This window comes from Enterobacter cloacae complex sp. P17RS (assembly GCF_014895885.1).
Taxonomy (GTDB): Bacteria; Pseudomonadota; Gammaproteobacteria; order Enterobacterales; family Enterobacteriaceae; genus Enterobacter; species Enterobacter bugandensis.
Genome location: NZ_JADBQK010000010.1, coordinates 292081 through 306443 on the forward strand (window position 1 = coordinate 292081; position 14363 = coordinate 306443).

The following is a 14363-nucleotide window of genomic DNA, read 5'->3' on the forward strand; positions in this document are numbered from 1 at the left end:
CATAACTTTTAATTAACAATTGGTTAATAATTTGAGGGGGTCACGTTGACTACGCCATTGAAAAAGATAGTGATTGTAGGCGGTGGTGCTGGCGGGCTGGAGCTGGCCACACAGTTGGGCAAGAAGCTGGGGCGCGGTAAAAAAGCCAAAATCACGCTGGTGGATCGTAACCACAGCCACCTGTGGAAACCGCTGCTGCACGAAGTGGCGACCGGCTCACTGGATGAGGGCGTGGACGCGCTGAGCTATCTGGCGCACGCGCGCAACCATCATTTCCAGTTCCAGCTGGGCTCGGTGGTTGACATCAACCGTGAGAGCAAAACCATTACCCTGGCCGAGCTGCGTGATGAAAAAGGCGAGCTGCTGGTCCCCGAGCGCAAGCTGGCGTATGACACGCTGGTGATGGCGCTCGGCAGTACCTCCAACGACTTCAACACGCCGGGCGTTAAAGAGCACTGTATCTTCCTCGATAACCCGCACCAGGCGCGTCGTTTCCATCAGGAAATGCTGAACCTGTTCCTGAAGTACACCAGCAATCTGGGTGCGAATGGCAAGGTTAACATTGCCATTGTCGGCGGCGGCGCGACAGGCGTTGAGCTGTCCGCAGAGCTACACAATGCGGTTAAACAGCTGCACAGCTACGGTTACAAAGGGTTAACGAACGATGCGCTGAACGTCACGCTGGTTGAAGCCGGTGAACGCATTCTGCCTGCGCTGCCTCCGCGTATTTCCGGTGCGGCGCACAATGAACTCACCAAGCTGGGCGTGCGGGTGCTGACGCAGACCATGGTGACCAGCGCCGACGAAGGCGGCCTGCACACCAAAGACGGCGAGTATATCAAAGCGGATCTGATGGTCTGGGCGGCCGGTATCAAAGCGCCTGACTTTATGAAAGATATCGGCGGCCTGGAAACCAACCGCATTAACCAGCTGGTCACCGAGCCGACGCTGCAAACCACGCGCGACCCTGAAATCTTCGCTATTGGTGACTGTGCTTCCTGCGCGCGTCCTGAAGGGGGCTTCGTGCCGCCGCGCGCTCAGGCCGCGCACCAGATGGCAAGCCTGGTGCTGCACAACATCCTGGCGCAGTACAAAGGCAAGCCAATGAAGGCGTATGTCTATAAAGACCACGGTTCGCTGGTATCGCTGTCAAACTTCTCTACCGTCGGTAGCCTGATGGGTAACCTGATGCGTGGCTCGATGATGGTGGAAGGGCGCATTGCACGCTTCGTGTATATCTCCCTGTACCGTATGCACCAGATCGCGCTGCACGGCTACTTTAAAACGGGCCTGATGATGCTGGTGGGCAGAATCAACCGCGTCATTCGTCCACGTCTGAAGCTGCACTAATCTTTCACTCCCTCCGGGCCATCCGGAGGGATTTTTTAGCATATCATGCTGCTCGTCGTGGATTAGGTGCCTAAGAGTTCTCCTAAACGCGATATATCTCTCCCCGATGTCCACTTTTTGATCCTTTGTCTTATTGGCGAAGCCGCGCCTCCATAGCAGAATTGTTACCAATAGCAACAAAGGAGGAAGTCCCGTGAATAAATCAATGTTGGCGGGTATAGGGATCGGCGTCGCAGCTGCGTTAGGTGTGGCTGCTGTTGCCAGTCTCAACGTTTTAGATCGCGGCCCGCAGTATGCGCAGGTGGTTTCTGCAACGCCTATTAAAGAAACCGTAAAAACCCCACGTCAGGAGTGCCGTAACGTCTCCGTAACCCACCGTCGTCCGGTACAGGATGAAAACCGTATTGCCGGCTCTGTTCTGGGTGCGGTAGCGGGTGGGGTGATTGGTCACCAGTTTGGCGGTGGCCGGGGTAAAGATGTCGCGACCGTGGTCGGCGCGCTGGGTGGCGGCTATGCCGGTAACCAGGTGCAGGGCGCAATGCAGGATAACGATACTTACACCACGACCCAGCAGCGCTGTAAAACCGTCTATGACAAGTCGGAAAAAATGCTGGGCTATGACGTGACCTACAAAATTGGCGATCAGCAGGGCAAAATCCGCATGGATAAAGACCCGGGCACCCAAATTCCACTGGATGGAAACGGCCAGCTGGTACTGAATAACAAAGCGTAAAAAAGATGTTCTCTGAACTTAGCTCCTCAAGCGCTCAGGCTGAGGAGCTTTTTTTTTGCGTCAGATTTTGAGCAGTTCAGGCCACAGGCGCAGCGTGGTGTCGGAAATGTTCTGCAGTTTTTCCAGCGTCGCCCCTTCACGGGCGCTGATCGACATTCCCTGTAAAATACAGCTCAGGTATTGCGCCAGCATCTGAGGCTGGCAGTGCGCGGGAATTTCACCGCGCTGCTGGCGCTGAGCCAGAAATGCGCTGAGCGTCTCCTCCTGCATCGCATGACGCGATTTCACCGTATTGGCGATCTCTTTTGATGCTGCCGCCAGGGTGGCAGAGGTGTTAATCATAAAGCAGCCCGCGGGCGTATCTTTACTGGTGAAGCAGGTGGCAACGGCGGTGAAGTAATCCCGTAGCGCCTGTTCAACGCTTTTCTCTTCACAAAATAGCTGGGCTTCGTGTTTCGCCGCAAAGCGCGAAATGTACCTGTCCAGCACCGCCCTGAACAGCCCCTCTTTATTGGTAAATTCAGCATAAAGCGTCGGCGCTTTAGCTCCGGTGGCTTCTACCAGATCGGAAAGCGAGGTCGCTTCATACCCATGTTGCCAGAAGAGAGTCATGGCCTTATCAAGCGCTGCATCCCTGTCAAACACTTTTGGTCGGCCACGGCTTTTCTTCACACAACTCGTGACGTCGGTTGTCATTTGCCGTTGGTCCTCTGTTGGTTTGTTGAATAACCATTATAAAAATAAACGCAACCCACCACCAGTGCAGAATGCTTAAAAATAAATTAATCATATATGTATGAAAAATAAGAAGTTTAAAAATTAATTAATACTCGTTATAAAAATATGTTGACGCGTGAGCTGGATCACATTTATTATTTACCTATCGATCGTTAACTAAATAGATAACGACCAAAAAATTCATCTGCCAAAGGTAAACATTATGAAAAACGTAAAAACCCTCATCGCTGCTGCTGTACTGAGTTCACTCTCTTTCGCAAGCTTTGCTGCTGTACAGGTACAATCCACTCCAGCCGATCAGCATAAAGTCGGGACGATTTCTGCGTCTGCCGGGACTAACCTGGGCTCTCTGGAAGATCAGCTAGCACAAAAAGCGGAAGCAATGGGTGCAAAATCTTACCGCATCACCTCTGTGACCGGTCCTAACACCCTGCACGGCACCGCTGTCATCTACAAATAAGCCGGGCATAAACCCTCATTTATGCCACTGCAATAAAAAACGCCCTGCTTAGCAGGGCGTTTTACTTTCCGTCTTACATGGACTGCTGGACGACATCGTGATGCCGGGTGACATCGGTCGGCATGCCTGACCGCGCTTCCATCGCGCGCTCCATCACCAGGCTATCGGTATTCGCATTCGTTTTGAAGCTCACCATCGCGGCATTCAGGTTAATGGGTAACGTCTGGGGATCATCGCCGATATTTTTTGATAGCGGCTGGTGAATCTCAACCAGCCGCACGCCGCCTGGCTCTTCAGAGACCTTAATCGGCGTATTGATAATATTCACCTTCGTTCCCGGCGTAACGACGTTAAACAGCGTTTTGATATCGTCATCGCGCAGACGAATGCAGCCGGAGCTGACGCGCATGCCGATGCCAAAATCCGCGTTTGTACCGTGCAGCAGGTACACGCCGCCGTATGCGGCAAGGCGGATCGCGTGATGACCCATCGGGTTATCCGGGCCTGCCGGAACCACGGCAGGAAGATCGATGCCCTGGGCCTTATAGCGGGCGCGAATGTTGGCCGTCGGCGTCCAGGTTGGGTTGGCGCGTTTATCCGAGACGGTGGTGACCATCGTCGGCGTCAGCGTATCGCCGCCCAGTTGACCAATACCGATAGGGTAGACGGTAACCTCATTTTTACCCGGCGGGTAATAGTACAAACGCAACTCCGCCAGATTGATCACGATCCCCTCCCGCGGGGCATCCGGCAGGATAGTCTGTAACGGAATGGTCAGTACGCTGCCCGCGCGCGGGACGTACGGATCGACGCCGGGGTTCGCCTGCAGCAGGGCCAGAAAACCGACGTTATATTTTTTGGCTATCGCTTCCAGTGAGCCACCATTGTTTTCAACCACATGAAAGCGGTTTTCACCCACCACCTTGCTGCCGGGCGGGGGAAGGGGCCAGGTGTTTGCCCGCGCAGGAAGCGCAACTGCGACGGTGGCTGCCAGCGCAAACAGGGTTATCCAGCGGGTAAAACGCGAAGAGGTCATCATCACCATAATCCATATAAATGATAAGGTTATTGTTTTATAAGGGGTTAAGATAATTATGGCGAATGGGTGTGTCGGGAAGATCGGGTGAAGTGCAAAGAGTTTGTAAATTGTCCCCCCGCCATCACTGCGCTAACGGGGGGAAGGGCGAGTTACGCGACAGCGTTCTCTTCCAGCTGACGCATAAAGCTACGCACCCAGTCCATGCGCGTTTTGCGCTCCGTCAGCTCCTGGGTAAATTTCAGTCGCGTCGGGCCATCAAGACGGAAGTGCTGCGGCTGTTTTTGCAGCAGGCCGATCAGCCACATCGGGTTGACGTGGTTCTTCTCGGCAAATTCAATGACGCCGCCTTTTTCGTTGCCCTCAAGCTTGCGAATGCCCAGCTTCTGCGCCTGCTGGCGCAGGCGCGCGATATCCAGCAGGTTACGCGCAGCATCTGGCAGCAGGCCGAAGCGGTCGATCAGCTCAACCTTAATTTCTTCCAGCTCGTTTTCCGTCTTCGCGCTGGCGATGCGCTTGTAGAACGACAGTCGGGTATTCACGTCCGGAATGAAATCATCTGGCAGCAGGGAAGGCATTCGCAGCTCGACCTCGGTTTGCTGGCTGGTCAAATCTTCCAGAGACGGCTCGCGCCCGGCCTTCAGAGCGTCCACCGCGTTTTCCAGCAGCTCCATATAGAGCGAGAAGCCGATGGTCTCCATGGAGCCGCTCTGGTCCTCACCCAGCAGTTCACCCGCACCGCGGATCTCCAGATCGTGCGTGGCCAGCGCGAAGCCTGCGCCGAGGTCTTCCAGCGAGGCGATGGCTTCCAGGCGCTTTTGCGCGTCGGTGGTCATCGCTTTCGGATGCGGCGTCAGCAGCCAGGCGTAGGCCTGATGGTGCGAACGCCCGACGCGGCCGCGCAGCTGGTGAAGCTGGGCCAGGCCGAAGTGATCCGCGCGTTCGATGATAATTGTGTTCGCCGTTGGAATGTCGATCCCGGTTTCGATGATGGTGGTACACACCAGCACGTTAAAACGCTGGTGGTGGAAGTCGTTCATCACCCGCTCCAGCTCGCGTTCGCGCATCTGTCCGTGACCGATGGCAATACGCGCTTCCGGTACCAGTTCCGCCAGCCTGTCGGCGGCTTTCTGGATATTTTCGACATCGTTATACAGGTAATAGACCTGACCCCCGCGCAGCACTTCACGCAGAATGGCCTCACGCACCACCAGATTGTCGTACTCGCGGACAAAGGTTTTTACCGCCAGACGACGCGCCGGCGGCGTGGCGATAATCGACAGATCGCGCATGCCGCTCATCGCCATGTTCAGGGTTCGCGGGATCGGCGTGGCGGTCAGGGTCAGGATGTCGACGTCCGCGCGCATCGCTTTGATGCGCTCTTTATGACGCACCCCGAAGCGGTGCTCTTCGTCGACGATCAGCAGCCCCAGATCTTTCCACTTCACATCGCTTTGCAGCAGCTTGTGGGTACCGATCAGAATATCGATCTTGCCTTCGCTTGCCTGCTCCAGGATCTGCGTCTGCTCTTTGGTGCTGCGAAAACGCGACAGCATCTCGATGCGTACCGGCCAGTTGGCGAAGCGGTCGCGGAAGTTGTCGAAGTGCTGCTGGGCGAGCAGGGTGGTCGGCACCAGCACTGCCACCTGCTTGTTGTTTTCAACCGCAAGGAAGGCGGCGCGCATCGCCACTTCGGTTTTACCGAAGCCGACGTCGCCGCAGACTAAGCGGTCCATTGCCAGCGGCTGGCACATGTCGCTCAGCACGGCGTTAATAGCCTGAGCCTGATCCGGCGTAGTTTCAAACGGGAAGCTGTCGCAGAACAGCTGGTACTGTTCTTTGTCGTGCTTAAAGGCGAAGCCCTCTTTGGCCGCGCGCTGGGCGTAGATATCCAGCAGTTCGGCCGCCACGTCGCGCACTTTTTCCGCCGCTTTCTGGCGTGCACGCGCCCAGGCGTCGCCGCCCAGCTTGTGCAGCGGCGCATTTTCCTCCGCGCCGCCCGCATAGCGGCTGATCAGGTGCAGCGACGAGACAGGTACATAGAGTTTGGCGTCGTTGGCGTAGGTCAGCATCAGGTATTCACCTTTGATACCGCCCGCTTCCAGCGTGGTCATCCCCTGATAGCGGCCAACGCCGTGCTCCAGGTGAACAATCGGCTGGCCTGGATGCAGCTCGGCCAGGTTGCGGATCAGCGTGTCCGGGTTGATGGTCCGACGGCTGTCCTGACGGCGGCGCGCGACGCGATCGCCCAGCAGGTCGCTTTCGCAAATCAGCGCCAGGTTGTTGAGCGTGTCAATGAACCCGTGCTCGGCGGCGCCAATCATCAGGTAACGACCGTTTCCGGTTGCTTCGCTCAGGCGAAGAATGCGCTTCGGCGCCACCTTAATGCGTCCCAGCAGCTCACCCAAAGCTTCGCGGCGGCCTTCACTCTCAACGGAGAACACCACCGGGCCAGTAAAGGACTCCAGGAACTTGCGCAGATTATCCAGCGGCGATTTCTGCTGAGCCTGAACGGCCAGCTCCGGCAGCGTGCGGAAGGCGAGGTTGGTGTTGGCGGCCTTATCGGCAAGCGAATCGGTTTTCAGCTGCATGCGCGGCCAGCGCTTCAGCTCGGCGTTGAGTTCGTCGGTGCGCAGCCACAGCGCTTCCGGCGGCAGGAGCGGACGCATCGGGTCAACGCCCCGGTTTTCGAAGCGTGCGCGGGTTTCGCTTTCAAAGCGGCTGGCGCTGGCGTCGATATCGCCGGTGTTCACAATCAGCGTATTCGCCGGGAAGTAGCTGAACAGGGCGGGCAGCGGCTCGCTGAAGAAAAGCGGCTGCCAGTATTCGATTCCGGCCGGGAGCGTACCTTTGCTGACCTGCTGATAGATATGTTCTGCATCGCGCTTTACGTCGAATCTGTCGCGCCACTGGCTGCGGAACAGCTCGATGGCGGTTTTGTCCGTCGGGAACTCGTGGGCAGGCAGTAAATTGATGGATTCCACCTCTTCCAGCGTGCGCTGGGTGTCGGCATCGAACACGCGCAGGCTGTCGATTTCATCATCAAAGAAATCCAGACGATACGGCTGGTCGCTGCCCATCGGGTAAAGGTCGAGCAGCGCGCCGCGGGTGGCATATTCCCCGTGCTCCATGACCTGATCGACATGGCGATATCCGGCACCGTCAAGCTGGTCTCGCAGGGTGTCGCGAGACAGACGCTGGCCTTTTTTCATCACCAGCGCGTGACCGTGCAGATAGCTATGCGGGCAGACGCGCTGCATCAGGGTATTCACCGGCACAATCAGCACGCCGCGCTGCATGGTCGGGAGTTGATATAGCGTCGACAGGCGCGAGGAGATGATCTCCTGATGCGGGGAGAAACTGTCATACGGCAGCGTTTCCCAGTCGGCCAGGCTGAACACCAGGCTATCGGTGAACTGGCGGATTTCATCGTGCAGGCGCAGGGCGTTTTGCATATCCGGGGCAACCAGCACCACCGGGCCAGGGTGCCGCTCAGCGATTTCTGCCACCAGCGTGGCGCACGCCGCGCCCGTGAGTTCACCCAGCTGGCGCTGGTCGCCCGCTTTGACGGGCAAGGAATAACGATAGTGTTCAGGCATGGCTATGTCAGAGTCTCTTATGGATATACCAACAGTATTGGGGCATATCACTGATACGCAATGTCTTTATTATCCTCGATCGTTTTACATAAGCAAATTGTAACCGCACGGCAGGGCTAAACGCCCCCAAAACGGGGGCGGAGAGGGCATTAACGGGTGGCAGGTGACAGGCTCCGCGTAGACGGAGGAGAGAAGAAAAGGTCCCCGAACAGCGAGGTGGAAATTTTACGCACCCCAAGCCCGGCAAGGGTACAGATCAGCAGGCTGGCAATCGGGTAGATCAGAATTAAGCACAGCTCTGCCCAGACCGGCCACAGGGCGGCATTCATCTCGCCAATCAGGATCAGGCTGAAGGCCTCAATTAAGATGCGGTGGGTGGTATAGATCGCAATGGTGTTTGAGCCAATCACGTTCAGCAGGTTGTTGGGATGTACGGCATAACGCTGCTCAAGGCTGTAGAACAGCTTCATGATCAACACGATCGACAGCAGAGAAAGCAGGAGAGGAACGTTAGCAAACCACAGCACCACGGAGACGGCCGCGAAAGCGCCAGTAGCCAGCCAGGTGCGGCGCAGGTTGAAGCTTTTCATCCACGCCATCAGCTCGGCGCCATACCACGCCCCCAGGCTGTAGTAGATCATGTTGCGTACCACGCTGTTCATTCCCCACCACGGCAGCGGCAGGAAGTTGATCGCGATGCTCGCCAGCGCAAGCAGTCCGAGTACCGGCAGCTTCCAGCGGCTCAGCAGTTTACATAGCGTGAAGTAGACCACCAGAGCATACAGATACCACAGGCTGGTGCTGGCGGTGAGCATGCCCCGCACAAATCCTGCCAGGGAATCGGCGTAGGCCGCGTTCGACGAGGTGGCAAGCTCGCGATCGGGCGCCAGCCAGGCGTTCAGGTGGATCAGCGCCTGCCATTGCAGGATCCCCCACAGCGCCAGAACCCAGACAATGCTCCAGATCCGCTTGTCGAGGCTGGTGCGCCAGTCTACCTCATCAATATAACGACGGATCAGATAGCCGGAGATAAAGAAGAAAACCGGCATCCGGAACGGGGCGAGATAGAGGTTAAAATAGACCCAGCATTTGGCGAGGAGACCGGAGAGCGGATGCTGTAGCCCGCTGAGATGAGGATAAAAGGTGATGACCGAGTGGTAAATCACCACCAGACAGATGCACAGCCCTTTTATCTGGTTTATCCATAATGCTTTTTGCTTCATTGTTCGCAACTACCTTATTGCCATAGACGAACGAGCAATTGTTGTTAAACGAAACCGTGATGTAATGGGTAACAGTCTGTATCAGGAGGTTTTTCGGAAAAGGTGGAGGTTGCGAGGCGCGGTTTCAGACATTAGTACCCTGATTTATCTGAATTTTTCGGAAAAATGATTACCAAAGCTTACGGTTTCAGTCATTTACCCTTAACGGATTCGCTTATATACTCGTGGGTCTGCTATCAGCAAACAGACGGACTTCATGTATCAACCTGTCGCACTCTTCATAGGCTTACGTTACATGCGTGGGCGCGCCGCGGACCGCTTCGGTCGCTTTGTCTCCTGGCTTTCGACTATTGGCATTACGCTCGGCGTGATGGCTCTGGTGACGGTGCTTTCCGTCATGAATGGCTTCGAGCGCGAGCTGCAAAACAACATCCTGGGGCTGATGCCGCAGGCCGTTCTCTCATCGAATAACGGTTCCGTTAACCCGCAACAGCTGCCGGAAAGCGCGGCGAAGTTACAGGGCGTCACGCGCGTTGCGCCCTTAACCACTGGCGATGTGGTGCTGCAAAGCGCCCGCAGCGTGGCGGTCGGCGTAATGCTGGGGATTGACCCGGCGCAAAAAGACCCGCTGACGCCGTTCCTGGTTAACGTGAAGCAAACCGATCTGGAAGCCGGAAAATACAACGTGATTCTGGGTGAGCAGCTTGCCGGGCAGCTTGGCGTCAACCGCGGCGATCAGCTGCGCGTGATGGTGCCGTCCGCCAGCCAGTTTACGCCAATGGGTCGCCTGCCGAGCCAGCGCCTGTTTAACGTGATTGGTACTTTTGCCGCCAACAGCGAAGTTGACGGCTATCAGATGCTGGTGAACATTCAGGATGCGTCACGCCTGATGCGCTACCCGGCGGGGAATATCACCGGCTGGCGCCTGTGGCTCGATCAGCCGCTGAAGGTCGATACCCTCAGCCAGCAAAAACTGCCGGACGGCACCAAATGGCAGGACTGGCGCGAGCGTAAAGGCGAGCTGTTCCAGGCCGTGCGCATGGAAAAAAACATGATGGGGCTGCTGCTGAGCCTGATCGTCGCCGTGGCTGCATTTAACATCATCACCTCGCTGGGCCTGATGGTGATGGAGAAGCAGGGCGAAGTCGCCATCCTGCAAACCCAGGGTTTGACGCCGCGCCAGATCATGGCGGTCTTTATGGTGCAGGGGGCCAGTGCAGGCATTATCGGCGCGCTGTTGGGCGCCGTGCTCGGCGCGCTACTTGCCAGCCAGCTTAATAACTTAATGCCGATCATCGGCGCGCTGCTTGACGGCGCGGCGCTGCCGGTGGCTATCGAGCCGCTGCAGGTGGTCGGAATTGCGCTGGCCGCGATGGCCATTGCGCTGCTTTCTACGCTTTATCCTTCCTGGCGCGCTGCCGCCACTCAACCCGCTGAGGCTTTACGTTATGAATAAGATCCTGTTGCAATGCGACAACCTGTCCAAACGCTATCAGGAAGGCACTGTGCAGACTGACGTGCTGCACAATGTGAGCTTCAGCGTGGGCGAGGGCGAGATGATGGCGATTGTCGGCAGCTCCGGCTCGGGCAAAAGTACTCTGCTGCACCTGCTGGGCGGGCTGGACACGCCAACTAACGGCGACGTGATCTTCTCCGGTCAGCCGATGAGCAAAATGTCCTCTGCGGCGAAGGCCGAGCTGCGTAACCGCGAGCTGGGCTTTATCTACCAGTTCCACCACCTGCTGCCGGACTTCACGGCGCTGGAAAACGTGGCGATGCCGCTGCTGATTGGTAAAAAGAAACCGGCAGAAATTAACGCCCGCGCCAGCGATATGCTGAAAGCGGTAGGACTGGGCCACCGGGGAAATCACCGCCCGTCGGAGCTGTCCGGCGGCGAGCGCCAGCGCGTGGCGATTGCCCGCGCGCTGGTCAACAACCCGCGTCTGGTGCTGGCGGATGAACCGACCGGTAACCTGGACGCACGCAATGCGGACAGTATCTTCCAGCTTCTCGGCGAGCTGAACGCCTCGCAGGGAACCGCGTTTCTGGTGGTGACTCACGACCTGCAGCTGGCAAAACGCATGGGTCGCCAGCTTGAGATGCGCGACGGCCATCTGAATGCGGAACTGACCCTGATGGGAGCAGAGTAATGGCGTCACCGTTATCGTTACTCATCGGGTTACGTTTTAGCCGCGGTCGCCGACGCGGCGGCATGGTGTCGCTGATCTCCGTTATCTCGACCATCGGTATTGCGCTGGGCGTAGCGGTGCTGATTGTCGGCCTGAGCGCCATGAACGGCTTTGAGCGCGAGCTGAATAACCGCATTCTGGCGGTGGTGCCGCACGGGGAGATCGAGCCGGTTAACCAGCCGTGGGCCAACTGGAGCGATGCGCTCGCCAAAGTGGAAAAAGTGCCGGGCATTGCCGCGGCCGCGCCATACATTAACTTTACCGGGCTGGTGGAGAGCGGGGTAAACCTGCGCGCCATTCAGGTGAAAGGGGTGAATCCGGCCCAGGAGGAGCGGCTCAGCGCGCTGCCGAAATATGTGCAGAACGGCGCGTGGGCGAACTTTAAGGCCGGCGAGCAGCAGATCATTATGGGTAAAGGCGTTGCCGATGCCCTGAAGGTGAAGCAGGGCGACTGGGTGTCAATCATGATCCCCAACGCCAGTGCCGATCACAAATTACAGCAGCCCAAGCGCGTGCGCCTGCACGTCACCGGTATTCTCCAACTGAGCGGCCAGCTTGACCATAGCTTTGCGATGGTTCCGCTGGAAGATGCGCGCCAGTATCTCGACATGGGCGACAGCGTGACGGGCATTGCCATTAAGGTGAACGACGTCTTTAACGCCAACAAACTGGTGCGTGATGCCGGCAGCGTCACCAATAACTATGTTTACATCAAAAGCTGGATCGGCACTTACGGCTATATGTACCGTGATATCCAGATGATCCGTGCGATCATGTATCTGGCGATGGTGCTGGTGATTGGCGTGGCGTGCTTTAATATCGTCTCGACGCTGGTCATGGCGGTTAAGGACAAGAGCGGCGACATCGCCGTGTTGCGTACCCTCGGGGCAAAAGACGGTCTTATTCGCGCCATCTTCGTCTGGTACGGTTTGCTGGCAGGGCTGTTCGGCAGCCTTTGCGGCGTGGTGATTGGCGTGGTGGTTTCTCTGCAGCTGACGCCGATTATCAACGGGATTGAAAAGCTTATTGGTCACCAGTTCCTGTCCGGTGACATCTATTTTATTGACTTCCTGCCGTCTGAACTGCACTGGCTGGACGTTTTTTATGTGCTGGTTACAGCACTTTTACTGAGTCTGCTGGCAAGCTGGTATCCGGCGCGTCGCGCAAGCCGAATTGATCCGGCGAGGGTATTAAGTGGCCAGTAATTACGTCATGGTGTAGCGGTCCTGAGGCCGCTATGTCAGAAAGAGGAATGCGTTATGTATTATGGATTTGATATTGGCGGCACCAAGATTGCGCTCGGCGTGTTTGATAAAGACCTCAAACTCCAGTGGGAAACCCGCGTTCCCACGCCGCGCGAAAGCTACGATGAATTTTTAACCGCCATTGCCGCGCTGGTAGCGCAGGCGGATGAACGATTTGGCGTGAAAGGCAGCGTCGGCATCGGTATTCCGGGGATGCCGGAAACCGATGATGGCACGCTGTATGCCGCCAACGTGCCTGCCGCCAGCGGTAAACCGCTCCGCGCCGACCTCTCGGCCCTCCTAGAACGCGACGTGCGTTTAGATAACGATGCCAACTGCTTTGCCCTCTCTGAAGCCTGGGACGATGAATTCCGCCGCTATCCGCTGGTGATGGGGCTGATCCTCGGTACCGGCGTAGGCGGGGGGATTGTCATCAACGGCAAGCCGATTACCGGGCGCAGCTACATCACCGGGGAGTTTGGTCATATCCGTCTCCCGGTGGATGCGCTGGAGGTGGTAGGGCGTGATTTCCCGCTCACCCGCTGCGGCTGCGGCCAGCACGGCTGTATCGAGAACTCTCTCTCAGGACGCGGGTTTGCATGGCTTTACGAACACTTCTATCATCAGAAACTTGAGGCCCCTCAAATCATTACCCTGTGGGAGCAGGGGGATGCGCAGGCGCGTGAGCACGTCGAGCGCTATCTGGATCTGCTGGCGGTGTGCCTGGGAAATATTCTCACCATCGTCGACCCGGATCTGCTGGTGATCGGGGGAGGGCTGTCAAACTTTACTGCGATAACGGAACGGTTGTCCGGGCGTCTGCCCCGACATTTATTGCCGGTCGCCCGCGTGCCGCGCATTGAACGCGCGCGACACGGGGACGCGGGAGGCATGCGCGGAGCCGCATTCCTTCATCTCACCGATTAGTTTACGAGGTCTTTATGCTGTCGCGTCGCCAGGGTCGACTCAGCCGTTTTCGCAAAAACAAACGCCGCTTACGAGAGCGCTTGCGCCAGCGGATCTTTTTCAGAGACAGAATCATGCCAGAAGCGATGGATAAACCCAGAGTGGTGGTACTGACCGGGGCGGGGATCTCCGCCGAGTCAGGAATTCAAACCTTCCGTGCGGCAGACGGGCTGTGGGAAGAGCACCGCGTCGAGGACGTGGCGACGCCGGAAGGCTTTGCCCGCGATCCGGAACTCGTGCAGGCGTTTTACAACGCTCGCCGTCGGCAGCTTCAGCAGCCTGAGATTGCGCCAAACGCGGCGCATCTGGCGCTGGCGAAGCTGGAAGAGGCGCTCGGGGATCGTTTTCTGCTGGTGACGCAGAATATCGACAATCTGCACGAGCGGGCCGGTAACAAGAACATCATCCACATGCATGGCGAGCTGCTTAAAGTTCGCTGCGCCTGGAGCGGCCAGGTGCTGGACTGGAAAGAGGACGTGCTGCCAGAGGACAAGTGCCACTGCTGCCAGTTCCCGTCGCGCCTGCGTCCGCACGTGGTCTGGTTTGGCGAAATGCCGCTGGGGATGGATGAGATCTACAGCGCGCTGGCGATGGCGGACGTGTTTATCGCTATTGGCACATCAGGTCACGTTTACCCGGCGGCGGGGTTTGTTCACGAAGCGCGACTGCACGGGGCGCATACGGTGGAGCTCAATCTGGAGCCGAGCCAGGTGGGCAGCGAGTTTGAAGAGAAGCAATATGGCCTGGCGAGCGAAGTGGTGCCAGCGTTTGTAGATAAGCTTCTGAAGGGGCTGTAAGAGTAACGGGCGACGTTGCGTCGCCCGT

The 14363-nt window shown here is 57.3% G+C and carries 12 protein-coding genes; 8 read left to right on the forward strand and 4 right to left on the reverse strand.

All coding sequences use genetic code 11. The features are described 5' to 3' along the window. Positions 1-45 precede the first annotated feature (45 nt). Together IM265_RS11510 and IM265_RS11515 are read left to right on the forward strand one after the other, a co-directional pair. On the forward strand, positions 46-1350 hold the full coding sequence (locus tag IM265_RS11510; protein ID WP_080327508.1) for an NAD(P)/FAD-dependent oxidoreductase: 1305 nt from the start codon (positions 46-48) through the stop codon (positions 1348-1350). A gap of 193 nt (positions 1351-1543) precedes the next feature. After that, positions 1544-2083 (forward strand): glycine zipper 2TM domain-containing protein, encoded by a 540-nt coding sequence (locus IM265_RS11515; RefSeq protein WP_028012731.1) that lies wholly within the window; start codon positions 1544-1546, stop codon positions 2081-2083. 60 nt (positions 2084-2143) lie between these two features. Here IM265_RS11515 and comR read toward each other — a convergent pair whose 3' ends face one another. Continuing rightward, positions 2144-2779 carry a TetR family copper-responsive transcriptional repressor ComR gene (gene comR / locus IM265_RS11520; protein ID WP_048959700.1) on the reverse strand — a complete coding sequence of 212 codons (636 nt, stop codon included), beginning with the start codon at positions 2777-2779 and terminating at the stop codon, positions 2144-2146. Between the two features lie 244 nt (positions 2780-3023). On the opposite strand from comR, the gene bhsA reads away from it, so the two are divergent. After that, on the forward strand, positions 3024-3281 hold the full coding sequence (gene bhsA / locus IM265_RS11525) for a multiple stress resistance protein BhsA (RefSeq protein ID WP_023332711.1): 258 nt from the start codon (positions 3024-3026) through the stop codon (positions 3279-3281). A 73-nt stretch (positions 3282-3354) separates the two neighbouring features. Here bhsA and IM265_RS11530 read toward each other — a convergent pair whose 3' ends face one another. The 3 genes from IM265_RS11530 to IM265_RS11540 form a co-directional block, all read right to left on the reverse strand. Further along, complete coding sequence (locus IM265_RS11530; RefSeq protein WP_048959701.1) at positions 3355-4320, reverse strand: L,D-transpeptidase family protein; 966 nt, start codon at positions 4318-4320, stop codon at positions 3355-3357. 149 nt (positions 4321-4469) lie between these two features. Next, a complete protein-coding gene (gene mfd, locus IM265_RS11535) occupies positions 4470-7916 on the reverse strand; it encodes a transcription-repair coupling factor (RefSeq protein WP_193031003.1) in 3447 nt (1148 codons plus the stop codon). Positions 7917-8065: 149 nt separating this feature from the next. Further along, positions 8066-9139: an acyltransferase family protein gene (locus tag IM265_RS11540; protein WP_193031005.1), complete on the reverse strand. Its 1074-nt coding sequence runs from the start codon at positions 9137-9139 to the stop codon at positions 8066-8068. 256 nt (positions 9140-9395) lie between these two features. Between IM265_RS11540 and lolC the strand changes: the two genes are divergently transcribed. Genes lolC through cobB form a run of 5 tightly spaced genes read left to right on the forward strand, consistent with a single transcriptional unit; the run spans position 9396 to position 14335 of the window. Further along, complete coding sequence (gene lolC / locus IM265_RS11545; RefSeq protein WP_028012739.1) at positions 9396-10595, forward strand: lipoprotein-releasing ABC transporter permease subunit LolC; 1200 nt, start codon at positions 9396-9398, stop codon at positions 10593-10595. After that, a complete protein-coding gene (gene lolD, locus IM265_RS11550) occupies positions 10588-11289 on the forward strand; it encodes a lipoprotein-releasing ABC transporter ATP-binding protein LolD (protein ID WP_008500772.1) in 702 nt (233 codons plus the stop codon). Before lolC ends, lolD begins: the two co-directional genes overlap by 8 nt. Further along, positions 11289-12533 carry a lipoprotein-releasing ABC transporter permease subunit LolE gene (lolE, locus tag IM265_RS11555; RefSeq protein ID WP_047368298.1) on the forward strand — a complete coding sequence of 415 codons (1245 nt, stop codon included), beginning with the start codon at positions 11289-11291 and terminating at the stop codon, positions 12531-12533. The genes lolD and lolE overlap by 1 nt, the downstream gene beginning before the upstream one ends. Positions 12534-12587: 54 nt before the next feature. Continuing rightward, on the forward strand, positions 12588-13499 hold the full coding sequence (gene nagK / locus IM265_RS11560; protein WP_063153838.1) for an N-acetylglucosamine kinase: 912 nt from the start codon (positions 12588-12590) through the stop codon (positions 13497-13499). Positions 13500-13513: 14 nt separating this feature from the next. Next, entirely contained in the window at positions 13514-14335 is an 822-nt protein-coding gene (gene cobB / locus IM265_RS11565) for a Sir2 family NAD+-dependent deacetylase (RefSeq protein ID WP_193031007.1), read from the forward strand. Positions 14336-14363: the final 28 nt, after the last annotated feature.

What these genes read in the sequence shown, in the direction of transcription:
- comR (WP_048959700.1), bottom strand. Translation starts at nt 2,779, where the DNA reads ATGACAACCGACGTCACGAGTTGTGTGAAGAAAAGCCGTGGCCGACCA.
- bhsA (WP_023332711.1), top strand. Translation starts at nt 3,024, where the DNA reads ATGAAAAACGTAAAAACCCTCATCGCTGCTGCTGTACTGAGTTCACTC.
- IM265_RS11530 (WP_048959701.1), bottom strand. Translation starts at nt 4,320, where the DNA reads ATGATGACCTCTTCGCGTTTTACCCGCTGGATAACCCTGTTTGCGCTG.
- mfd (WP_193031003.1), bottom strand. Translation starts at nt 7,916, where the DNA reads ATGCCTGAACACTATCGTTATTCCTTGCCCGTCAAAGCGGGCGACCAG.
- IM265_RS11540 (WP_193031005.1), bottom strand. Translation starts at nt 9,139, where the DNA reads ATGAAGCAAAAAGCATTATGGATAAACCAGATAAAAGGGCTGTGCATC.
- lolC (WP_028012739.1), top strand. Translation starts at nt 9,396, where the DNA reads ATGTATCAACCTGTCGCACTCTTCATAGGCTTACGTTACATGCGTGGG.
- lolD (WP_008500772.1), top strand. Translation starts at nt 10,588, where the DNA reads ATGAATAAGATCCTGTTGCAATGCGACAACCTGTCCAAACGCTATCAG.
- lolE (WP_047368298.1), top strand. Translation starts at nt 11,289, where the DNA reads ATGGCGTCACCGTTATCGTTACTCATCGGGTTACGTTTTAGCCGCGGT.
- nagK (WP_063153838.1), top strand. Translation starts at nt 12,588, where the DNA reads ATGTATTATGGATTTGATATTGGCGGCACCAAGATTGCGCTCGGCGTG.
- cobB (WP_193031007.1), top strand. Translation starts at nt 13,514, where the DNA reads ATGCTGTCGCGTCGCCAGGGTCGACTCAGCCGTTTTCGCAAAAACAAA.